The sequence below is a fragment of the Sphingosinicella flava genome (assembly GCF_016025255.1).
GTDB lineage: Bacteria > Pseudomonadota > Alphaproteobacteria > Sphingomonadales > Sphingomonadaceae > Allosphingosinicella > Allosphingosinicella flava.
Genome location: NZ_CP065592.1, coordinates 1105074 through 1125582, shown reverse-complemented (window position 1 = coordinate 1125582; position 20509 = coordinate 1105074). Strand labels below are relative to the sequence as shown.

Sequence of the window (20509 nt, the reverse complement as noted above, 5' to 3'; positions counted from 1 at the left end):
TTCCCTTCGAATCCAGGGAGGGCTTTCCAAACAATGCGTATGCTGACCGCAGCGATGCTGCTTGCCACCGTCTCCGTTTCCGCCACTGCGGCGGACACGTCGATGCTCAACAAGATCGTCGACCAGGCGATGAACCATGGCGAAGTGGTGGAAAACACCGCTTATCTGACGGACCGGATCGGCGGCCGCCTCACCAATTCGCCAGCCATGCGCGCCGCCGAGAAGTGGACGCAGGACAAGTTCCGCGCATGGGGCCTGAAGAACGTTCATGCCGAACCCTTCGATTTCGGCCGCGGCTGGTGGATCGAAAGCGCGAGCGCCAAGATGATCGCGCCCCGTCCGATCCTCCTCCGCTCGATTCCGGTCGCCTGGACGCCCGCGACGACCGGCACGATCAGCGCGCCTGTCATCGTCGCGCCGATCAGCGACGAGGATCATTTCGACGAATGGCGCGGCAAGTTGCAGGGGAAGATCGTCCTTGTCAGCTATCCGGAAGATCCGGCCGATGCGACCGATGCCGCCTTTCGCCGCTACGAATCGTCCGACATCAGCGCGATGGACACTTATGAGCAGCCGACGACCAATCAGGACGGCCTGAAGCGCCGCGTGAAGCGCCGGGCCTTTCCGATGAAGCTCGACGCTTTCCTGAAAGCCGAAGGCGCGATCGCCTGGGCGCGCATGGCCTATCGCAACGACGGGCTCGTCCATGGCACGGGCTATGCCTATGGCGTCGGCGAAACCCCGTCACTCCCCGGCGTCGAAATCGCGGCCGAGGATTATCGCCGTCTCGCCCGGCTCGCCAAGACGGGGCCGGTGACGCTGGAGCTGAACAGCAACGTTCATTTCGACGACAGCGACACCAATGCCTATAATATCTTCGCGGAAATCCCCGGCACCGATCCGAAGGCCGGCTATGTCATGGCGGGTGCGCACCTCGACAGCTGGGTGGCGGCCGACGGCGCCGCCGACAATGCCGCGGGCAGCGCCGTCGTCATGGAGGCGGCGCGGATCCTCTCCAGCCTCGGCGTGAAACCGAAGCGGACGATCCGCTTCGCCTTGTGGTCGGGAGAGGAGCAGGGCTTGCACGGTTCCTTGGCCTATATCGACCGGCATCTCGCCAAGCGTCCGGCCGCGGTCGGCGAAATGGCGGCGGCGGGCCGTTATGGCGCCCTGTACAATTATCCGGTGACGCCGTTGCCGGGCTTCAAGGATCTGATCGCCTATTTCAACATGGACAATGGCGGCGGCAAGCTGCGCGGCGTCTATGCCGAGGGAAATTTCGCGGCTGTGCCGGTGCTGAAGGACTGGTTCGGGCCGCTGTCGAGCCTGGGCGCGTCGAGCGTGGTCGCGGCGCCGACGAGCGGGACCGACCATGTCGGCATGGCGGCGATCGGCCTTCCGGCCTTTCAGTTCATCCAGGATCCGCTCGATTACGATTCGACCGTCCACCATTCGGCGGTCGACACGTTCGATCATTTGAGGCCGCAGGATTTGCGCCAGGCGGCGGCGGTCATGGCGAGCGTGCTGCTGTCCGCGGCGGACAGCGACAAGGTCATTCCAAGGAACGTCCTTCCGACCCAGCCCAAGGACAGCAATCCGTTCGAATATGACAATCCGGAAGAGGATTGAGGCCTGAAGAGCAGGGTTCGCCGGAATGATGGAATATGGTTTCGATACTTTTCTCCTGCTCGTGGCCGCGGCGGGCGCGGCCGGTTTCATCGATGCGATGGCGGGGGGGGGCGGGCTCATTACCCTTCCGGCCTTGCTGACGGCGGGCGTGCCGCCGGTCGCGGCGCTTGGCACGAACAAGCTCCAATCGACCTTCGGCACCGCGACCGCCGCTTTCCGCTTCGCGCGGGCGGGGCATGTCGATATCCGGCGGATGGGAGTGCCGATCCTCTGCACGCTGGCCGGGGCGGGCGCGGGCGCTCTTACCGTGCAAGTCATCGACCCGGCGGTGCTGGCGGCGATCCTGCCCGGCCTGCTGATCATTATTGCGGGCCATTTCCTGCTGTCGCCTAGGATGACGGACGAAGACCGGACGCGGCGGGTGGGGGCGTTCGGCTTCGGCGTGGCGGCGGGTAGCGTCGGTTTTTACGACGGCTTTTTCGGGCCGGGCGCCGGATCCTTCTACATGCTCGCCTTCATATTGCTCGCGGGATTGGGCCTGCTTCGGGCGACGGCGCATACCAAAGTGCTGAATTTTGCCAGCAATATCGTCGCGCTGGCCGTGCTAGCGGCTGGCGGGCATGTGCTGTGGATCACGGGTCTCGCAATGGCGCTCGCCAATATGGTGGGCGCGACGATCGGCGCCTCAACCGCCATGCGGTTCGGCGCGCGGGTGATCCGTCCGTTGCTCGCCCTCATGTCGGTCGCGCTCACCATCAAGATGGTGTCCGATTCCGCCAACCCGCTTGCGCAATATCTGCGGATTCAATAAGGTTTCACATCGAAACTGTTAAGGGGAAGCCAGATGATCGTTTATGGTTCGTCCATGTCGCCGTTCGTGCGCAAGGTGCTGGCCTTCGCGGCGGAGAAGGGGATCGAGCTTGAGGTGAAACCGCTTGGGCTTGGGTCCGAAGACCCGGAATTTCTGCGCGCCAGCCCATTCAAGAAAATGCCCGGCTTTTGCGACGGCGACTTCGCGATTTCGGATTCGAGCGCGATCATCACCTATCTTGAAGCCAAGCAGCCCGAGCCGAACCTGATCCCAATTGAACCGAAAGCCCGGGCACGGGCGATCTGGTACGATGAATTCGCGGATACAATATTGGGGGCTTGCAGCGGAAAACTTTTTTATAACAGGGTGGTGGCGCCGGTTTTCCTGAAGCGGGAAGGCGATGCCGCGGTGGCGGATGCGGCGGAATGCGATGAATTGCCGCCGTTGCTCGCTTATCTGGAAGGCGTGATGCCGGAAAGCGGCTTCCTGGTCGAGGACCGGCTGACGCTCGCCGACATCGCGGTCGCGAGCCCCTTCGCCAATCTTCGGCACCTGAAAGTGACGGTCGATCCGGAAACCTATCCCAAGCTCACGCGCTATATCGACTCGATCCTCGCCCGCCCGAGCTTCAAGCCGTGGGTGGAGAAGGAAAAGGGGTTTCTGGAAAAGGTGATGGCGGCCTGAGCGCTCCACCCTCCGGCGACCGGCGGGGCGATCGCCCCGCCCTTGCCGCTAGTCGTGAACGTTTTTGAGACCCGGGTGGCCATGATCGATTTTTCCAGCTTCTCGCTGGCCGACGTCCTTCCCTTCATCGCCATCGGCTTCGCCGCGCAGATCGTGGACGGCGCGCTCGGCATGGCGTTCGGACTGATTTCGAGCACGCTGCTGATCAGCATCGGCGTGCCCCCGGCCATCGCGTCGGCGCGCGTCCATGTCGCGGAATGCTTCACCACCGCCGCGTCGGGGATCAGCCACATCCTGCACCGCAACGTCGACTGGAAGCTGCTGGCACGCATCGCCATTCCCGGCGTGATCGGCGGCGTGCTCGGCGCCTATGTGCTGACCAACGTCCCGGCCGAGACCGCGCGGCCCTTCGTCCTCGCCTATCTCGCCCTTGTCGCCGTTTATCTGCTGTGGCGAAGCCTGCGCCATGTCCATGTCGAGCGCGCGCCCAAGATCGTCGAGCCGCTGGGCCTCGCGGGCGGGTTCCTCGACGCGGCGGGCGGGGGCGGCTGGGGGCCGATCGTGACGTCCAACCTGCTCGTCCAGGGCGCTCATCCGCGCAAGGTCGTGGGTACGGTGAACACCGCCGAATTTTTTCTGACGCTGAGCATTTCGTTGTCCTTCCTGTTCAACCTCGGCATCGGATCGCTCGGGGCGCCGACGATCGGGTTGCTGGCCGGAGGACTGCTGGCCGCGCCGCTCGGGGCCCGGGTCGTCCGCCACGTCCCGGCACGCGGCTTGCTCGTCATGGTGGGGATCGTGCTGATCGCGACCAGCCTTTACGGCATCTATCGCGCCATCGCCTGATCGGCCGGCAAGTTGGAAAAACTGTGGGTAATTCTCCTTCGCGACTCCGCAAGAATTTTGCCTTATCCAGCTGAGAACCGGACGAAAGTTGCCGGAGAAATCGCGGGGTGACATGCATTTTCAAACTGACGCCGCCTATCACCGCGCCCGTGCCCTGCGGGAGCTGGACCTGGGCCTGAAGGCCACCTCGCTGACGGCGTGCGAGGCGCATCTCAAATTATCGTCGCTGCACATGGAGCGCGCGCGCATCAGCGAAACCCGGACCCTGGCGCAGGGCCACAGGTCGCTCGCCCAATGCGCGTGACGGCGTGATGCCAGTGGGCGTGACGTCCGCCGCCGCGTGACATAAGCTCCCCCCGATCAAAGGGGAGGCAGGCATGATCTGGACGGGCATCATCGCAAGTGCGGCGCTTGGCATGGCCGCGCAAGCGCCGCCAGCAAAGCCGGATCTGAGCTGGCTCGCGGGCTATTGGCTGGAATGCGACGGTGAGCGCGAAGTGACCGAGACGTGGAGCAAACCGAAGGGCGGCATTCAACTGGGCCACAGCATCACGATTGGCAGGAAGAGCGTCAGCTGGGAGCAAATGCGGATCGAATCGCGGAACGGCACCCTCGTCTTCCTCGCCCAGCCGCGCGGCGCGCCCGCCACGGCCTTTCCCCTGGTCGATGCCAAGCCCAATGAAGTGACGTTCGAGAACAAGGCGCATGATTTCCCGCAGCGCATCACATACCGCCGGGACGTGAACCGGCTGACGGCCACCATTTCAGGTACCAACGCTCAGGACAGCGCCTTGTGGATTTATCAGGCGGCGCCGTTCAATTCCCATTGCTGAACCAAATCGGTAAAAATACCTTGACATCGTCACGCTCATATGGCACAAGCAAGGCACGCTGAAGAATTGTAGCCAATGAAAAGGAAGGGCCGGGCGAGAAATCGCACCGGCCCTTTTGCATGGAGTGTGAGATGGCGGACGAAGTGGTGAAGATCGCGCCCGGCAAGGGCCGCTTGCGGCAAGTGCGATCGGTGCGGCGTGACGGCTGGACGCCCAAGAAAAGGAAGATCTTTCTCGATCACCTGGCGGCGGTTTGCAACGTGGCGAAGGCGGCGGAGGCGGCCGGGATGACGGATAACAGCGCGTTCGCGCTCCGCCGCCGCGATCCCGATTTCGCCGAGCAATGGCAGGCGGCGATGATGGCGGGTTACGCCCAGCTGGAAACCATGCTGGTCGAACGGGCGATGAAGGGGCCGCTGACGCTTGAAGGCAAACGGAATGACGATGAAGAAGGGGAGGCGGAGGACGTGCCCCCGCCGCCCGACATCCAGGCGATGGATACCGCGCTGGCCCTCAACCTCCTCCGGCACCAGCTCGGCACCATTCAGGGCAAGATGCGGGCCGCCGGGGTGAAGCCGCGCAAGGCCAGCAACGAGGAATTGACCGAGGCGATCCTGGCCAAGCTCAAAATCCTGAAAGCCCGCCGCGCCCGCAAGGCGGACGGCCAATGAGCGGCGGAGACGGCCTCCAAGAGGTTATCGAAGCCCTGACCGATGCTGAAGAGGACGATCATCGCTGGATCGTCACGCGGCTGACCGAACCGCAGAAGCGGACGCTCAACGAGCATTGGCCCGCCTGGGCGCATGACGGGCAGATCGAACCGCCGGGCACATGGCGCACCTGGCTGTTGATGGCGGGCCGGGGGTTCGGCAAGACGCGGGCCGGGGCCGAATGGGTCTGCGCGCTGGCGCGGGACCATGGCGATGCGCGGATCGCCCTGGTCGGCGGCACCGCCGAGGATGTGCGCAAGGTGATGATCGAGGGGCAAAGCGGCGTGCTGGCCGTCGCCGGCACCGGCGAGCGCCCGCGATGGGAATCCGCGAACGGCCGGCTGGTTTTTCCATCCGGCGCCGAGGCCGCCATCTATTCAGGCGGTGCGCCGGAAAAATTGCGCGGGCCGGAGCATCATTTCGCCTGGTGCGACGAATTGGCGAAATGGCGCTTTCCCGACCAGGCGTGGAGCAATTTGCAGCTGGGCCTGCGGCTGGGGGAGCGGCCCCGCACCCTCATCACGACAACGCCCCGGCCCGTGCGCCTGATCCGCGAACTGGCCGCGGGCGGCGAGGGCGTCGCCGTGCACCGGGGGAAAACGGGGGAGAATGCGAACCTGCCCCCGGCTTTCGTCAAGGCGATGATGCGTGCTTATGCGGGAACCCGGCTGGGGCGGCAGGAACTGGACGGCGAATTGATCGACGATGTCGAGGGCGCATTGTGGACCCGCGCGCTGATCGACGCCTGCAAGGTGGGGGACAAGCCCGCCGGCGAATGGCGCCGCGTCGTGATCGGCGTCGATCCGCCGGCGAGCGCGGAGGGCGATGCGTGCGGCATCGTCGCGGTAGGGCTGGGCATGGACGATGCCGCTTATGTCATCGGCGATCATTCGGTGCAGGGCGCCCGCCCCGAAGGCTGGGCGCGGGCGGTGGCGGGAGCCGCCGCGCGCCATGGCGCCGACCGGGTGATCGCGGAGGCCAATAATGGCGGGCAGATGGTGGAGAGCGTGTTGCGGGCGGCCGAAACCGGACTGCCGGTGAAGCTGGTCCATGCCAGCCGCGGCAAGGTGGCGCGCGCCGAGCCCGTGGCGGCTTTGTTCGAAACAGGGCGCGCCAGGTTCGTCGGGGCCTTCCCGGACCTGGAGGACGAGCTTGCCGGACTGGTGGCGGGCGGCGGCTATCAGGGCCCGGGCCGCTCGCCGGACCGGGCGGACGCGCTGGTGTGGGCGATGACGGAATTGATGCTGGGGAAGGGGGCGGGCGCGCCGTCGGTGCGGTCGCTTTGACTTTACAGGAAGGGCGCATAGGATCGCACCAAGGAGGCCGATCATGCGCTGGGTGGCTGGAATATGGATGCTTGCGGCGGGCGTGCAGCCGGTGACGGCGAAGGAATGGCCGGTGACGGCGGGCTGGACGATCGAGGAAAATGAGGAGCGCAGCGGCTGCCGAATGGACGCCTTTTTCGGGGACGATGCGCGGCTGCGGATCGACTTTTTCAAGAATGAGAGCCCGCTTCTGACCGTTGCCGACAGGGGATTGCGGTCGCCGGCAACCGGCAGCGGCGGCGCCGAATTGTCGCTGGACGAGGGACGGACATTCCATCCCAGCCAGATCGTCTATTTCACAAGCGAGGGGACGAGCGGGTTCATTGCCCCTATCAACGCCTTTTTCGTGGAACAGCTGATGACGGCGGACAGCCTGACCTATGTCTTGCCGGCGCTGGACTATGTCAAAAGGCTGGACGTCAAGAATAGCGGCGAGGCCGTGAGCATGCTGCGCCGATGCGTGGATGAGATGCCAGGCGCGGGCAGCGCGGCGAAAGCGGAAAATTGATGCCAGTGCCGGCTTTCCGCCAGGGACGGGAGCGGTGAAGACACCGTAGAACGGAGACAGATATGAAATGGTGGGGTCGCAAGGCCGTCCGGGATGCCGGGCGGCCTTTTTTGTTGGGCGCGTGGCAGGACCGGAGCGAGGCGGGTTGGCCGCGCTCCTATGAAGGACAGGTGCGGGAGGCGGTGCTCGCCAATCCGGTGGCGCAACGCGCCTTGCGGTTGGTGGCCGAGGGGGTGAGCGGGGCCCCGATCTTCGAAGCGGAGAGCGGCCAGGCGGCAGGTTCGGGACGGGCAACGGCCCTGACCAAGACGGGGGCATTGCTGGAGACGGTGGCGGCGCATTTGCTGCTGCATGGCAATGCCTTCATTCAGGTGATCCAGGATGCGGGCGGCGAGCCGGCGGAATTATTCGCGTTGCGGCCCGAGCGGGTGAGCGTGGAGACGGATGCGGGCGGGTGGCCTGTTGCTTACCTCTACAAGGCTGGCGCGGCGCGGACGCGGTTCGCGGCGCGAGACGGGTTGGGGCGGCCTTCGATCCTGCACCTGAAGGCGGTGCATCCGCTCGACGATCATTATGGGTTGGGATGCCTCGGCGCTGCGGCGGGAGCGGTGGCGATCCACAATGCGGCGACGCGGTGGAACAAGGCCCTGCTCGACAATGCGGCGCGGCCTTCCGGCGCGCTCGTCTATGCGCCGGGAGACGGGGCAGCGCTGTCCGGCGATCAATATCGGCGGCTGAGAGAGGAGATGGAGGCAGCGTTCCAGGGCGCGGGCAATGCCGGGCGGCCGATGCTGCTGGAGGGCGGCCTCAAGTGGCAGGCGATGAGCCTGACCCCAGCCGATATGGATTTCGTGGGGCTGAAGGCGGCGGCGGCGCGGGAGATCGCGCTGGCCTTTGGGGTGCCGCCGATGCTGCTGGGCCTGCCGGGGGACGCGACCTACGCCAATTACCGGGAAGCGAACCGGGCGCTTTGGAGGCTTACCTTGCTGCCGATGCTGGACAAGATTTTGGGCGGGATTTCGGCGGGGCTTTCAGCCTGGTGGCCGGGGGTGAAGCTGGACGTCGATCTCGATCTGGTGACGGCGCTGGCGGAGGACCGGGAGCGGCTCTGGGCGCAAGTGAGCGGCGCGGATTTCCTGACACGGGACGAGAAACGGGAGATGCTGGGCTTCTCCCCTCTCCCAGCGGGAGAGGGGCAGGGGTGAGGGCGAGCGGCTCTCGGTCACCCTCATCCAACTTCGCCTAGGCGGCAGAGCCGCAAGGCTTCGTATCCTTCTCCCACCGGGAGAAGGAACAGACGGGATTACGATAATGGAAAGTGGAAGCGCATCGATGCTGGCCCGCCTGATGGCTCAGGCGGAGGCGAAGGGGGTGGAGCTGGTGACGCTCCGCGCTCTGGTTGAGGAAGCGAGCCAGGCGGGGGCGGAGCGGGCGCTGGGCGCGATCGGCCTCAATGAGCCGGGGGCGCGGCGGGACATGGATGAGTTGCGCGAGCTTTTGCAGGCCTGGCGTGACGCCAAGAAGTCGGCGCGGGCGGCATTCGTCGGCTGGGCGGTGCGGATCGGGCTGATGCTGCTGGTGCTCGGCATGGCGGTGAAGATGGGGGTCAAGGATCTGCTGCCATGAGGCCCCTCTCCCCAACCCCTCTCCCGCAAAGGGGAGAGGGGCTTAGATTTGCGGGCTATGCCGCCGTGTTCGACCGGGTGGACCGGGGCGGGGACGTGGTGCGGGCGGGCGCCTTTGCGCGGGCGCTGAAGCGCGGGGGCGAAGTGCCCTTGCTGTGGCAGCATCAGGCGGGGCGGCCGATCGGGCGGATCGAGCTTTTGGCCGAAGACGGGCGCGGGCTGCGGGTGATCGGGCGCGTGGCGGATGGCGAGGCGGCGCGCTTGCTGGGCGCGGGCGCGGTGCGGGGGCTGTCCTTTGGGTATCGGGTGCGGGCGGCTTCGGGGGCCGAGCCGAGGGAGCTTACCGATCTCGATCTGGTCGAGGTGAGCCTGGTGACCTTTCCGATGCAGCCCAAGGCGCGGGTGCATGCGGTGGAAGGCTGAGGGCTTCCTATTCTGAAAATCTGTGTGGGTGGGGACATCACCCCTCCCCAACCTCTCCCCCCATCGAAGGGAGGGGCTTTTGATCATGCGTGAGGAGAAGAGCGAATGTTGGAAGTGAAAGCGGATCCGTTGGAGGCGTCGTTCGACGCGATCGAGCGGCAGGACGAGGATGTCGCGGCGCTTCGCGAGGAAGTCGCGGCGTTGAGGGGACGGGTCGACGCGGCGGCGGTGGCGGGGGCGCGGGCTCCGCTATCGGGCGTCAAGAGCGCCGCATTTGACGGTTATGTGCGCAAGGGCGTGGAGACGGGGCTGGAGGTGAAAGCGGTGTCGGGCGCCACGGACGCAGCGGGCGGCTATGCGGTGCCGGAGGAGATCGACGCGGCCATCGAGAAGACGCTGACGGCGATTTCCCCGATCCGCGCCATCGCCAATGTCGTGAAGGTGGGATCGGCGGGATATCGCAAGCTGGTGACGACTGGAGGCACGCCATCGGGCTGGGTGTCGGGCACGGCGGGGCGGCCGGAAACGAACACGCCGGATTTCGCCGAAGTGGCGCCGCCGTTCGGGGAGCTTTACGCCAACCCGGCGGCCTCTCAGGCGATGCTCGACGACGCGGCGTTCGATGTCGAGGCGTGGCTGGCGAGCGAGATCGCAACGGAATTTGCGCGGGCCGAGGGCGCGGCGTTCGTGGCGGGGAACGGGACCAACCGTCCGCGCGGCTTCCTGGCTTCGCCGAACAGCGCGCAGGCCGATGGCGTGCGGCCGTTCGGGACGCTTCAGTTCATCACGACCGGCGTCGCGGGCGGTTTCGCGGCGTCCAACCCGCAGGACAAGCTGATCGACCTCGTCCAGGCGCTGCGCTCGCCTTACCGGCAGGGCGCGGTGTTCGTGATGAATAGTGCGACGGCGGCGCGGATCCGGAAGTTCAAGACGAGCGACGGCGCGTTCCTGTGGCAGCCGGGCCTCGTGGCGGGGCAGCCGGACACCTTGCTTGGCTATCCGGTCGCGGAGGCCGAAGACATGCCCGACGTGGCGGCGGACAGCCTGTCCATCGCATTCGGCAATTTCAAGGCGGGCTATCTGATCGCGGAGCGGGCGGAGACGCAGATCCTGCGCGATCCGTTCACCAACAAGCCGTTCGTGCATTTCTATGCGACCAAACGCGTGGGCGGCGCTGTGGTGAATTCGGAAGCGATCAAATTGCTGAAGTTTTCGGCCTAACGCCGATCTTGTCTGCGCCGTCCCGGTTTCCCCCTTTGCCGGGGCGGCGCGACCCTTTCGGGGCGGAGGAATTATGGGGAATGTGATCGAAGGCGCGGCGTTGGCGGAAGCCCTGGCCGCGGTGAAGGCCTATGCGCGGATCGAGGGCGCGAGCGAGGACGCGGTGCTTGGCGTCATGACGGCGAGCGCCGCCGCCCTTTGCGAGGCCTTTACCGGCCAGTGGCTGGTGGCGCGGGATGGAAGCGAGACGATGGCGGGCGAAGCAGGCTGGCGGCGCTTGAGCGCAACGCCGGTCAACGCGATCCTGGGCGTCGTTGATCGGGATGGCGAGGCGCTGCCGACCGGGGATTATGAGATCGACATCGACGCGGCGGGCGACGGTTGGGTGCGGGTGACGAACGGCGTGAAGACGGTGCGCATCACCTTCCGTGCCGGAATCGCCGCGACCTGGACGGAGGTGCCGGAGGCGCTGCGGCAGGGGATCGTGCGGCTCGCGGCGCATTTATACGCGGCGCGCGATACGGGAGACGGCCAAGGTCCGCCGGCGGCAGTGACGGCTTTGTGGCGGCCGTGGCGGCGCATGCCGTTCGGACGATGTGCCTGATGTTCGATATTTTGGAAAAGCGGGTTCAGGCGGCGGCGGAGCGGCGGGTGGAGACGCTTGCCGCGGAAGCGCGCGCATCGCTGCCCGGGGACATTAAAGTGGAAGCCGGGCGGGAGGTCATCAGGCTGACCGGCCCGGGATTGCGGCGCAGGCTGGTTCTGGATCGGGCGTTAAGCTGGTTGCGGATGGGAGGATGGCGATGACGGGAGCGGCGCTTGCCGAAACGCTCAGCGCGGCGCTGACGAATTTGGCCTTGCCGGGCGGCGTGCATCACGGCGCGGCGCAAGGCGCAGCCTTTCCGCATGCGGTGGTCGAGATCGGGCCGGAGAGCGACTGGAGCTGCAAGGATCGCGCGGGACGGGAGGTACGGATCGCGGTCACGATCGCCGACAAAGGGCCGAGCGCGGCGCGATTGCACGCATTGATGGGCGCGGCGGAGGCGGCAATTCTTGCGTCGCCTGCAATGCTGGCGGATTGGGAAATCGTGACCCTGCGTTTCCTGCGCAGCCGCGTCGTGCGAAGCGGAACGGGATGGACCGGCCTCGCGGAATTCAGGGCCCGCTTGCTGGAGCTCGCGCGCTGACCGCTCAGTTCGGTTTCGTCTTGCTTTCCTGATAGCCGCGATAATCCTCCTTCGCGACGGCGAGATAGTCGTCGATCTGAAGGGCCGCGCCCTCTTCGGCATCCTTGCGCTTGAAGCCGCGGGCGAGATCGCTGGCGATCAAGGCCTTTTTCAATTCCGCCTCCGGCGCGGCGCAGGCGCCTTGAAGGAGGCCATCGAAAGCCGAGGCATCGGTTTTCTTGTCGAGATTTTCGATCGTCACCTTGTTGAGGCAGGCGGAATAGGCCTTGCGGGCGGGAATGACGGGATCCGGCGCCGCGGCAGCGGCGGCGAGGACCATGCTGAGTGCAAGAGAAAACATGGCGAATTCCATTGCTGTTTAACCTGAAAGGAGAATGACTCATGCCCGCCGAAAAAGGAAGCGCATTCCTGCTCAAGATCGGGAATGGCGGCGCACCGCCCCAGTTCAATACAGTCGCCGGCATGCGCACGACCCAGATGTCGGTGAGCGGCGAAGCGGTGAACGTCACCAGCAAGGACAGCGGGGGCTGGCGGGAATTGCTGTCAGGCGCGGGTGTGCGATCGGTTTCGGTGGCGGCCAGCGGCATCTTCACCGGTTCGGCGGCGGAGCTGCGGGTCAAGGGCCATGCGCTCACCGGAACGATCGACGATTACGAATTGAGCTTCGAAAGCGGCGAGCGGCTGCGCGGCAAATTCCTCGTCACGCGGCTCGACTATAGCGGCGATTATAATGGCGAGCGCAATTATACGCTGAGCCTGGAAAGCGCTGGCGCGGTCGCCGCCTTGTGAGCGCCGGGGCGGGAAAAGTGCCTGCCGGACACATGGGAACCATGGCCCGGCAGGCAGGGGGATCGTCCTGTGGGGGACGTAAGGCAATAACGGCACGCGGCGAGGCGGCTTTAATCGCGGGCGGCGAAACATTGCTGATCCGCCCGACCTTTGCCGCCCTGGTGGCGGCGGAAGAGGAATTGGGGCCCTTGTTCCCGCTGGCCGAGCGGGCTGCGGCAGGCGGGCTGACGGTAAGCGAGATGGCGGGATTGTTCTGGCATTGCGTTCATGACCGGCCCGAAACCTGCACGCGCGACCTGGTCGGTGCGGCCCTGGTGGAGATGGGGCTGGGCAAGGCCGCACCGCTGCTGCGCACGTTGCTGACGCAGATATTGCAGGGGCGGTGATGTTCGAAGCGGCGGCGGCGCGGCTCGCCGGGCTGACGGGCGTCCTGCTTGGCTGGCGGGCGGACGAATTCTGGAACGCGACGCCTGCCGAATTGGGCGCGGTAATGGCAGCGTTGATGCCGGAAGAGGCAGCCGCTTCGGCGGGCGATCTGAAGCGGCTGATGGAGATGTATCCCGACGGGCCTTGTTCGTCATTCCAGCGAAAGCTGGAATCCATGAACACCGCCTTGTCCGGATAGGTCCGTGTTCATGGACCCCGGGATCAAGTCCGGGGTGACGGTTAAGGTGCTCAGAAGATGGATGAGGAAATCGAAAGCCTGCTCGTCAGTGTGCGGGCGGACACGGCGGCGTTCGCGCGGGACGTGGCGGCTATGCGCGGCGAACTGGACGGGCCGCTGGCGGCGGGCGCGGATCGGGCGGGACGAGCGCTGGAAAATGCGCTGCTGCGCGCGGTGCGGACAGGCAAGATCGGGTTCGACGACCTGAAGCGCGTTGCGCTGTCTGCCATGGCGGAGATTGCCGGAAATGCGGTGCGTGGCGGGGTCGGCGCGATGGCGGGGAATGGCGGGCAGGGGCTGGTGAGCCTGGCCGGGCAATTGCTGGCCGGAGCGCTCGGCCTGCCCGGACGAGCGACGGGCGGTCCGGTGGCGCCGGGCCGTGCCTACCTAGTCGGCGAGCGCGGGCCGGAAGTGTTCGTGCCGACATCGAGCGGACGGGTGGAAACGGGGATCGCGCCAGGCGGCCGGGATGTACGGCTGAGCATCACGATCAACGCCGGGAGTGGCGATGGACCGCAGGCGCTGGCGCAATCAAGCCGTCAAGTCGCGCGAGCGGTGAAGCGGGCGCTGATGCAAGTGGGGGATTAGTCGAAAAAGCTTGGTTCAGACTTGGAGCGGTTCAACAGAAACAGAGATTTTACGGGCTCTAATCTCACCATCAAATCCGGATGATGATGTGATATCCATCACATAGGATTCTCCGTCATATTTGACGTCCAGATCTGAAACATGGTTATCGTTCCACCCTTCGAGATCCAGAGATTCTATTCCCTCGACATAGAAGGTCACTAATGCGTGAAGATCACGCCTAAAATTCTTCTTAGTTCGCCAATAGAATAGCTTTATCAACGAGGGATTAGGATCTCGGCGTAAATCAACAGCGAGGATGATGGCATCATGAAAGACTGGCTTATAGCCAAACCATTCCATCACATCCTTCATGCCAGGTATTTCGTCGTCCATCAGGAATGGATGATATCTGCAGCGTGAATGGCGCGCAAATAATAATCTGAACTTTCTTCACGCATATTGAAAGGATCGCCACATGGGGCACTGGCTGGCGAAGCCGGGCGCTGCGCGCGCGCACGGCACGATCAAGCGGTTCGATGCGCGGTTCTGGACGGTGAATTTTCCCCGGCCGATGATGGCGGGGGTGACGACGATCGGGCCCAATGCGCTGCGGGCCGATGCCGTTTTCTACAAGGCAGACGATCTGGCGGGGCTGATCTGGGAGGCGGAAGATCGGCACGATCATCCACTGCTGCGATACGAGACGAGCCGGGATTTCCGAGCGTGCGTGCTGAAATTCCGTTGGCGGAGCGGGGGATTGAAGGCGCTCGACGCGGTTTTCGGGCCGACGCTGACGATCGAGGGACGGGATGCGGGCGGCGCGGCGCGGGCCTGGTATGTCCGGCTGTGGAATTATGCCGCCGGCAGTCCGACCGACGCGGTGGTGACGCTGGATTTCGCGAAGCTGATGGACGGGTTCAGCCCGGACGGCGGCGATCCGGTCCATGCGGGCGATATCGACCGGCTGTTCATATCGCTGGCGCCCCCCGGCTTCACGCAAGCGGACCAGCCGCTTGGGGCTCCCCAGGAAGGCTGGGTGGAGATGAGCGAGATCGCCTGCGAGGGATCGGGATCGGTGCTGGGCATCGGCGAAACGCTGGTGCCGGAGCACGATCTGCGGATCGCGACGGGATATGACGACCTCTATCACCTGACGGCAGCGCGGGTGCTGCGGAATGCGCTGCATCTCGGCTACCGCGAGGTCATCAATCACTATGTCGGCATGAGCCATTATTTCCGGCTCGAGGCGAATGGCGGGGGTTTCTACATCAGCCTGGCGGGCGGCACGCTGAATGCCCCTTGCGCAGCCTGGCACCGCGACTTCGCGAGCCAGGCCAAGACGCTGGGTTATGAGATCATCTTCTCCCTCTCCTACGAATTGCTCGACCAGCATGTGTGGAACGATTGGAAGCAGAGGACCGAGCAGGGCGCGCCGGCGCTGACCGGATGGGAGCCGCCGTCGACCCTTTTGTCGCCCGCGCATGACGGAGCGATGTATTATCTGCGGGTGGTGGCTCTGGCCTTCGTCGCCATCGCCAAGGCGGCGGGGCAGAAGGTGCGGTTCCAGGTCGGCGAGCCGTGGTGGTGGGTGACGGCGGAGGGCAAGCCTTGCCTTTACGATCAGGCGGCATGGGCGGCGTTCGGCGCGGACATCGTTTCGATCCCGGACGTGAAGGCGCCGATGAACGCGGCGCAGAAACGGATGCTCGACAAAGCGGGGGCGATGCTGTCGGCGTCGACGGCGGCGCTGGCCGGGATCGTGAAATGGGATGCGCCGGGCGCCGAAACCTCGCTGCTCGTCTACCTGCCGACGGTGTTGGACAAAAAGGCACCGGACTTGAAGCGCGCCAATGTGCCGGTGGGATGGGCATCGCCCGCCTTCGATATTCTCCAGCTGGAGGATTATGACTGGGTGACGGCGGGGAATGAGGGGGCGAGCGCGCTCGGCTTTGCGGAGATGCGGCAGCGGCTCGGCTATCCGGTCGAGAGGCAGCATTATTTTTCGGGCTTTGTGCTGAAGCCCGAGGAGAAAGCGCAATGGCGGCCTATCGCCAAGGCCGCGCTGGCGGCCCGGCGGCGAGGGGTGGAGGACGTATTCGTCTGGGCCTTGCCGCAGGTGATGCGGGACGGATTCACTTACTTTCAAGAGGAGCAGCCGGTGGAGGCTTTCGAGGACGTGCGCTTCCCAGTCGCGATCGGGCGCGAGGCGAGCGTGGAGCCGGTTTTTTCAACCCAGGTGGTGACGACGGCGGGCGGGGCCGAGCATCGCACCAGCGATTGGGCCGACGCCCGCCTGCGCTTCGATGCCGGGCCCGGCGTGCGCGGGGAGGCGGAATTGGGCGAACTCATCGCTTTCTTCCGGGCGCGGCGCGGGCAGGCGGTGGCGTTCCGGTTCGAGGATCCGTTCGACCATAGCTCGAACGCGATGACGGTCGCGCCGGGGGCGGGGGACCAGCTGCTGGGCATTGGCGATGGGGTGCGGACGATGTTTCCGCTGGTGAAATCCTATGACGGGCAGGAACGGCGGATCACCCGGCCGGTGAGCGGGACGGTGAAGGTTTCGGTGGGGGGCGTGGAGCGGGTCGGCGGATGGACGCTGGCGCCGCTCGGCATCGTGCAATTCGGGGAGGCGCCCGCGACGGGCGTCACAATCCGGGCGGGATTCCGGTTCGACGTGCCGGTGCGCTTCGCCGAGGACCGGTTGAGCGTCAGCCGCGCGACATTCGCGGCTGGGGAGGCGGCGAGCGTGGCGCTGATCGAGGTGCGGGAGGCGTAGATGGCGGCTTTTCTGGAAGCGCCGGTCGGCACCATCGCCTTCTGTTGGCGGCTGGAGCGAGCCGACGGCGTGTGCATGGGCTTTACGACGCACGACCGCGATCTTGAGATCGGGCATTTGACCTACCGCGCGGCGCCGGGGATGGTGCCTTCCGCCATTGCGATGAGCGACGGGTTCGATGCCGCGCGCCTCGATATCGGCGGGGCGCTGACCAGCGCGGCGATCACCGAAAGCGACTTGCGGAGCGGGCGCTGGGATCGCGCGGCGGTGCGCATCTTCATGGTTGATTGGACGGATCCGGAAGGCGGGCAGGTCGCGCTGGCAAGCGGCGAAATCGGCGATGTGTCGATCGAAGGCGGCGCCTTTTCCGCCGAATTGCGCGGCGCCACCGCGATTCTCGACAGGCCGGTGGTCGAGCAAACGTCGCCCGAATGCCGCGCGCAATTGGGCGACCGGCGGTGCCGCGTCGACCTGGCGCCGCGCAGCCGGATGACGCGGGTCGTCAGCGCGGAGGAGGACGTGGTGGTGGTCGCGGAAGCGGCGGCCGGCAATCCTTACGGCTATGGCCAGCTGCGCTGGATCGGCGGGGCGAATAGCGGCCTTGCAAGCCAGATCGCGGCATCGGACGGGGCGCGGCTCACCTTACGCGAGCCGCCGGTTTTCGCGCCCGCCGCCGGAGATCTCATCGAGATCGTCGAGGGCTGCGACCGCAGCTTCACGACATGCCGGACTCGGTTCGGCAATGCGGCGAATTTCCGCGGCGAGCCGCACCTGCCCGGCATCGACCTTCTCACCCGCTATCCGGGAGCCTGACATGACGAAAATGGGAGACAAGGTCGCCGCGCGCGCGCGGCGGCTGGTAGGCGTACGCTTCCGGCCGCAGGGGCGGAGCGTGGAGACGGGTCTCGACTGCATCGGGCTGGCGGCGCTGGCCGTGCGCGCCAAGGATGTGCGGCGCGATTATGCCCTGCGCGGAGGGACGGCCGAGGAGTTGTTCGCGGGCTTTCGGGCCGCGAACATGCGGCCGGTGAAGGCTTCTATTCCGGGCGATGTGCTGGTGCTGCGCCCTGGTGTGGCGCAACTGCATCTCGCGATCGTGACGAACGGCGGCTTCGTGCATGCCGATGCGGGGGCACGGCGCGTGGTCGAGACGCCCGGGCGGCCGGACTGGCCGGTCATCGCCGTCTGGCGCAAGCGGGCGCGCGGCTGATGGCGACCCTGGTTTTCACCGCGGTCGGCACGGCGATCGGCGGGCCGATCGGCGGCATGATCGGATCGATCATCGGACAGCAGGTCGACAATGCCTTGTTTGCGCCAAAGGGGCGGCAAGGGCCGCGGCTCGGCGACCTCGCCATCCAGACATCCTCATACGGCACGGCGATCCCGAAAATATTCGGCACGCTGCGCGCGGCGGGAACGGTGATCTGGGCGACGGATATCAAGGAGTCGAAAAGCACGTCGGGAGGCGGAAAGGGGCGGCCCAAGACGACGGCCTACAGCTACTCCGCTTCCTTTGCGGTTGCCCTGTCCGGCCGGCCGATCCGGACGGTGCGTCGCATCTGGGCGGACGGCAAGTTGCTGCGCGGAGCGGCGGGTGACTTCAAGAGCAAGACGAAATTTCGCCTCCATACCGGCGGCGAGGATCAGGCGGTCGATCCCCTTATCGCCTCGCGGGAAGGATTGGGCGCAACGCCCGCCTTTCGCGGCATGGCTTATGCCGTGTTCGAAGACCTGCAACTCGCCGATTACGGCAACCGCATTCCATCGCTGACGTTCGAGATCGTGGCGGATGACGGCCCGGTCCCGGCCGGCGGCATCGCGGAAGGGCTGAGCGATGCCATTGCCGCGCCGGTCGCGACGCCCGCTTTTGGCGGTTATGCGGCCAGCGGCAACTCCGTGGGCGGCGCGCTGGAACCCCTCTTCGCGGTCATGCCGCTCTCGCTTTCGGAAATGGAAGGGGCGCTTTTGCTAAAGCCCCGACCGGAGATGCCGATTGAAATCGATGCCGACCTGACCCAGGCGACTTCCGGTGGGAAGGGCGGACGGAGTGAGACCAACCGCCGTGCGGCGACATTGACTCCGGACGATGTGACGATCGCCTATCATGAGCCGGTTCGCGATTATCAGACCGGGCTGCAGCGAGCCTCGCGGGGAAGCGGCGGCCTCAATCGCGAAAATATCGCCATTCCGGCCAGCCTGTCCGCCGCGGAGGCCAAGGGATTTGCCGAATATCGGCTGAAATCCGTCTGGGCCGGGCGCGAAACGGCGAAGGTCCATCTGAGCTGGCGCGATCTGGATCTGAGACCTGGAGAGGCGCTGACGGCCGCCGAATTGGGCGGCTTATGGAAGATCGACCGGCTGACGCTCGAACATATGGTGGTTTCGCTCGACCTCGTGCGCATTCCAGGAGGATTGCCGCAGCCTATCGCAGCCACGCCGGGGCGGTCATCCGAACAAACCGATGCCGTGCATGGCGAAACCGTCCTCGTTCTCGCCGATCTTCCGCTTGGCGAAGAAAGCGTGCGGAACAAACCCCTCCTTCTTGCGGCTGCTGCTGGAACGTCACCTGGTTGGCGGCAGGCGGAGTTGATCGTCAGCTACGATGGTGGAACGAGCTGGGAAGCAGGCGGAATGACTGCAGGCCCCGCGATCATGGGGCGGATCCTCGCTCCGCTCGGTCCTTCGGGGTCGGCCTTGCTGGACCTGACCAATACCATCGAAGTGGAATTGCTGCATGACGACATGTGGCTGGAAAGCTGCGACGACGATGCATTGGCGGCCGGTGCCAACCTGGCCCTGATCGGCAGGGAGCTGATCCAATTCGGAGAGGCGGAGCCGCTTGGCGGCAACCGCTTCAGGTTGAGCCGGTTGCTGCGGGGGCGGAGGGGAAGCGAATGGGCGGCCTCTCACGAGCCCGGCGCCCCTTTTGTACTCATCGAACGGGACAATCTCGCTTCATTCGAGCCTGAAGTCAGCCGGATCGGTCTATCGGCGCGCTTGATCGCTCAGGGTATCGGCGATGCGGCCGAAGGCGTCGAAACGGCTTGCCTCGTCACTGGGGAAGCGCTTCGCCCTCCTTGCCCCGTCCATCTGCAGGCTCGCAAGCAGGAGGATGGCGCTGTCCATATCGCCTGGGCGCGGCGAAGCCGCCAGGGGTGGTCCTGGCTGGACGGGGGCGACACGCCGCTGGTTGAAGAGCGTGAGCATTACATGCTGCGGATTTTCGGCACTGGCTTCTCGCGCATCGTCGAAACGGCGGCACCCCAGCATCTTTATAGCGCGAGTGAGCGAGCAGCCGACGGAAATCCGGACCGGATCACATTGGAAGTCGCGCAGATCGGAACGTTCCATGGCTCCCGGCCTGCAACCTTGACCATCGACCTATGAGGAAACAGCATGACTGAGAAAAGCGCGCGACTAAACCTGCCTTTCCTTGTTCCCGGCCAAGCGCAAAAGGAATTTTTCCATAACGAGGCGCTGGCGCAGATCGATATGATGCTCTGCGCCGCGATTGAAGGGGATGCTCTTTCGTCACCACCTTCGGCACCCGGCATTGGTCGGAGCTGGATCGTTGCGCCCTCTGCCGCAGGTGCCTGGAGCGGTATGGAACATGCCGTTGCATGCTGGACATCCGGCGGATGGCGTTTTGCAATGCCGGCGCAGGGCATGGCGGTCTGGGATAAGTCACGTTCGCTATTCCGGCATTGGAACGGAACCGCCTGGAGCAGCGGAGAATGGAGAGTTTCCAAACTCATTGTCGATGGAAATCAAGTTGTTGGAGCCAGGTTGCCGCCGATTGAAAGTCCTGCGGGCGGTGGCATAGTCGATGCTGAGGCCAGGCAGGCCATTGCCGCCATCCGTGCGGCTCTTATGTCACACGGACTCATCGCTTGAAAAAATTTTAGCTC

General features: G+C 65.5%; 27 protein-coding genes. 25 read left to right on the top strand and 2 right to left on the bottom strand.

Annotated features, from left to right (window positions below):
* Nucleotides 1–33 precede the first annotated feature (33 nt).
* The 16 genes from IC614_RS05860 to IC614_RS05785 all read left to right on the top strand — a co-directional run bounded on the left by IC614_RS05860 (nucleotide 34) and on the right by IC614_RS05785 (nucleotide 11802).
* Nucleotides 34–1629 carry a M20/M25/M40 family metallo-hydrolase gene (locus IC614_RS05860; RefSeq protein ID WP_200972952.1) on the top strand — a complete coding sequence of 532 codons (1596 nt, stop codon included), beginning with the start codon at nucleotides 34–36 and terminating at the stop codon, nucleotides 1627–1629.
* Nucleotides 1630–1654: 25 nt separating this feature from the next.
* Nucleotides 1655–2440, top strand: coding sequence for a TSUP family transporter (locus IC614_RS05855; RefSeq protein WP_226372748.1), 786 nt, complete (start codon nucleotides 1655–1657; stop codon nucleotides 2438–2440).
* Between the two features lie 33 nt (nucleotides 2441–2473).
* Entirely contained in the window at nucleotides 2474–3124 is a 651-nt protein-coding gene (locus IC614_RS05850; RefSeq protein ID WP_200972951.1) for a glutathione S-transferase family protein, read from the top strand.
* An 81-nt stretch (nucleotides 3125–3205) separates the two neighbouring features.
* On the top strand, nucleotides 3206–3970 hold the full coding sequence (locus IC614_RS05845) for a sulfite exporter TauE/SafE family protein (RefSeq protein ID WP_200973117.1): 765 nt from the start codon (nucleotides 3206–3208) through the stop codon (nucleotides 3968–3970).
* 112 nt (nucleotides 3971–4082) lie between these two features.
* Nucleotides 4083–4274 (top strand): hypothetical protein, encoded by a 192-nt coding sequence (locus IC614_RS05840; protein ID WP_200972950.1) that lies wholly within the window; start codon nucleotides 4083–4085, stop codon nucleotides 4272–4274.
* Nucleotides 4275–4347: 73 nt separating this feature from the next.
* On the top strand, nucleotides 4348–4803 hold the full coding sequence (locus tag IC614_RS05835; RefSeq protein ID WP_200972949.1) for a DUF6265 family protein: 456 nt from the start codon (nucleotides 4348–4350) through the stop codon (nucleotides 4801–4803).
* A gap of 131 nt (nucleotides 4804–4934) precedes the next feature.
* Nucleotides 4935–5474, top strand: a complete 540-nt coding sequence (locus IC614_RS05830; RefSeq protein WP_200972948.1) for a hypothetical protein — start codon at nucleotides 4935–4937, stop codon at nucleotides 5472–5474.
* Nucleotides 5471–6799 carry a DNA-packaging protein gene (locus IC614_RS05825; RefSeq protein ID WP_200972947.1) on the top strand — a complete coding sequence of 443 codons (1329 nt, stop codon included), beginning with the start codon at nucleotides 5471–5473 and terminating at the stop codon, nucleotides 6797–6799. Before IC614_RS05830 ends, IC614_RS05825 begins: the two co-directional genes overlap by 4 nt.
* Before the next feature lie 43 nt (nucleotides 6800–6842).
* On the top strand, nucleotides 6843–7346 hold the full coding sequence (locus IC614_RS05820) for a hypothetical protein (RefSeq protein ID WP_200972946.1): 504 nt from the start codon (nucleotides 6843–6845) through the stop codon (nucleotides 7344–7346).
* Nucleotides 7347–7408: 62 nt separating this feature from the next.
* Nucleotides 7409–8551, top strand: a complete 1143-nt coding sequence (locus tag IC614_RS05815) for a phage portal protein (RefSeq protein WP_200972945.1) — start codon at nucleotides 7409–7411, stop codon at nucleotides 8549–8551.
* A gap of 106 nt (nucleotides 8552–8657) precedes the next feature.
* Nucleotides 8658–8972 (top strand): DUF6127 family protein, encoded by a 315-nt coding sequence (locus IC614_RS05810; protein WP_200972944.1) that lies wholly within the window; start codon nucleotides 8658–8660, stop codon nucleotides 8970–8972.
* Nucleotides 8969–9394, top strand: a complete 426-nt coding sequence (locus IC614_RS05805; protein ID WP_200972943.1) for an HK97 family phage prohead protease — start codon at nucleotides 8969–8971, stop codon at nucleotides 9392–9394. The genes IC614_RS05810 and IC614_RS05805 overlap by 4 nt, the downstream gene beginning before the upstream one ends.
* Nucleotides 9395–9499: 105 nt before the next feature.
* Nucleotides 9500–10615: a phage major capsid protein gene (locus IC614_RS05800; protein ID WP_200972942.1), complete on the top strand. Its 1116-nt coding sequence runs from the start codon at nucleotides 9500–9502 to the stop codon at nucleotides 10613–10615.
* A gap of 73 nt (nucleotides 10616–10688) precedes the next feature.
* Nucleotides 10689–11219, top strand: coding sequence for a head-tail connector protein (locus IC614_RS05795; protein WP_200972941.1), 531 nt, complete (start codon nucleotides 10689–10691; stop codon nucleotides 11217–11219).
* Complete coding sequence (locus IC614_RS05790; protein WP_200972940.1) at nucleotides 11219–11422, top strand: hypothetical protein; 204 nt, start codon at nucleotides 11219–11221, stop codon at nucleotides 11420–11422. The genes IC614_RS05795 and IC614_RS05790 overlap by 1 nt, the downstream gene beginning before the upstream one ends.
* On the top strand, nucleotides 11413–11802 hold the full coding sequence (locus IC614_RS05785) for a DUF3168 domain-containing protein (protein WP_200972939.1): 390 nt from the start codon (nucleotides 11413–11415) through the stop codon (nucleotides 11800–11802). The genes IC614_RS05790 and IC614_RS05785 overlap by 10 nt, the downstream gene beginning before the upstream one ends.
* A 4-nt stretch (nucleotides 11803–11806) precedes the next feature.
* Here the strand turns inward: IC614_RS05785 and IC614_RS05780 are convergent, their stop codons facing one another.
* Nucleotides 11807–12142, bottom strand: a complete 336-nt coding sequence (locus tag IC614_RS05780) for a hypothetical protein (protein WP_200972938.1) — start codon at nucleotides 12140–12142, stop codon at nucleotides 11807–11809.
* 41 nt (nucleotides 12143–12183) lie between these two features.
* Here IC614_RS05780 and IC614_RS05775 point away from each other — a divergent pair, with 41 nt between their 5' ends.
* From IC614_RS05775 to IC614_RS05760, 4 genes are read left to right on the top strand one after another with little or no spacing between them, the layout of a single operon-like run.
* Nucleotides 12184–12591, top strand: a complete 408-nt coding sequence (locus IC614_RS05775) for a phage major tail protein, TP901-1 family (RefSeq protein WP_200972937.1) — start codon at nucleotides 12184–12186, stop codon at nucleotides 12589–12591.
* A 41-nt stretch (nucleotides 12592–12632) separates the two neighbouring features.
* The gene (locus IC614_RS05770) at nucleotides 12633–12977 is read left to right on the top strand and encodes a gene transfer agent family protein (protein WP_200973116.1); all 345 of its coding nucleotides are present in this window, start codon (nucleotides 12633–12635) and stop codon (nucleotides 12975–12977) included.
* Nucleotides 12977–13216, top strand: coding sequence for a phage tail assembly chaperone (locus IC614_RS05765; RefSeq protein ID WP_200972936.1), 240 nt, complete (start codon nucleotides 12977–12979; stop codon nucleotides 13214–13216). The genes IC614_RS05770 and IC614_RS05765 overlap by 1 nt, the downstream gene beginning before the upstream one ends.
* A gap of 57 nt (nucleotides 13217–13273) precedes the next feature.
* Nucleotides 13274–13843 (top strand): phage tail tape measure protein, encoded by a 570-nt coding sequence (locus IC614_RS05760; protein ID WP_200972935.1) that lies wholly within the window; start codon nucleotides 13274–13276, stop codon nucleotides 13841–13843.
* 15 nt (nucleotides 13844–13858) lie between these two features.
* On the opposite strand, the gene IC614_RS05755 is transcribed toward IC614_RS05760, so the two are convergent.
* Nucleotides 13859–14218 (bottom strand): Imm50 family immunity protein, encoded by a 360-nt coding sequence (locus tag IC614_RS05755; protein WP_200972934.1) that lies wholly within the window; start codon nucleotides 14216–14218, stop codon nucleotides 13859–13861.
* 82 nt (nucleotides 14219–14300) lie between these two features.
* On the opposite strand from IC614_RS05755, the gene IC614_RS05750 reads away from it, so the two are divergent.
* From IC614_RS05750 to IC614_RS05730, 5 genes are read left to right on the top strand one after another with little or no spacing between them, the layout of a single operon-like run.
* A complete protein-coding gene (locus tag IC614_RS05750) occupies nucleotides 14301–16601 on the top strand; it encodes a DUF2460 domain-containing protein (protein ID WP_200972933.1) in 2301 nt (766 codons plus the stop codon).
* Entirely contained in the window at nucleotides 16602–17414 is an 813-nt protein-coding gene (locus tag IC614_RS05745) for a DUF2163 domain-containing protein (RefSeq protein ID WP_200972932.1), read from the top strand.
* Between the two features lies 1 nt (nucleotide 17415).
* Nucleotides 17416–17811 (top strand): peptidoglycan endopeptidase, encoded by a 396-nt coding sequence (locus IC614_RS05740; protein ID WP_226372747.1) that lies wholly within the window; start codon nucleotides 17416–17418, stop codon nucleotides 17809–17811.
* Nucleotides 17811–19988, top strand: coding sequence for a phage tail protein (locus IC614_RS05735; protein WP_200972931.1), 2178 nt, complete (start codon nucleotides 17811–17813; stop codon nucleotides 19986–19988). The genes IC614_RS05740 and IC614_RS05735 overlap by 1 nt, the downstream gene beginning before the upstream one ends.
* Nucleotides 19989–19997: 9 nt before the next feature.
* Nucleotides 19998–20495: a DUF2793 domain-containing protein gene (locus tag IC614_RS05730; protein ID WP_200972930.1), complete on the top strand. Its 498-nt coding sequence runs from the start codon at nucleotides 19998–20000 to the stop codon at nucleotides 20493–20495.
* Nucleotides 20496–20509 lie beyond the last annotated feature (14 nt).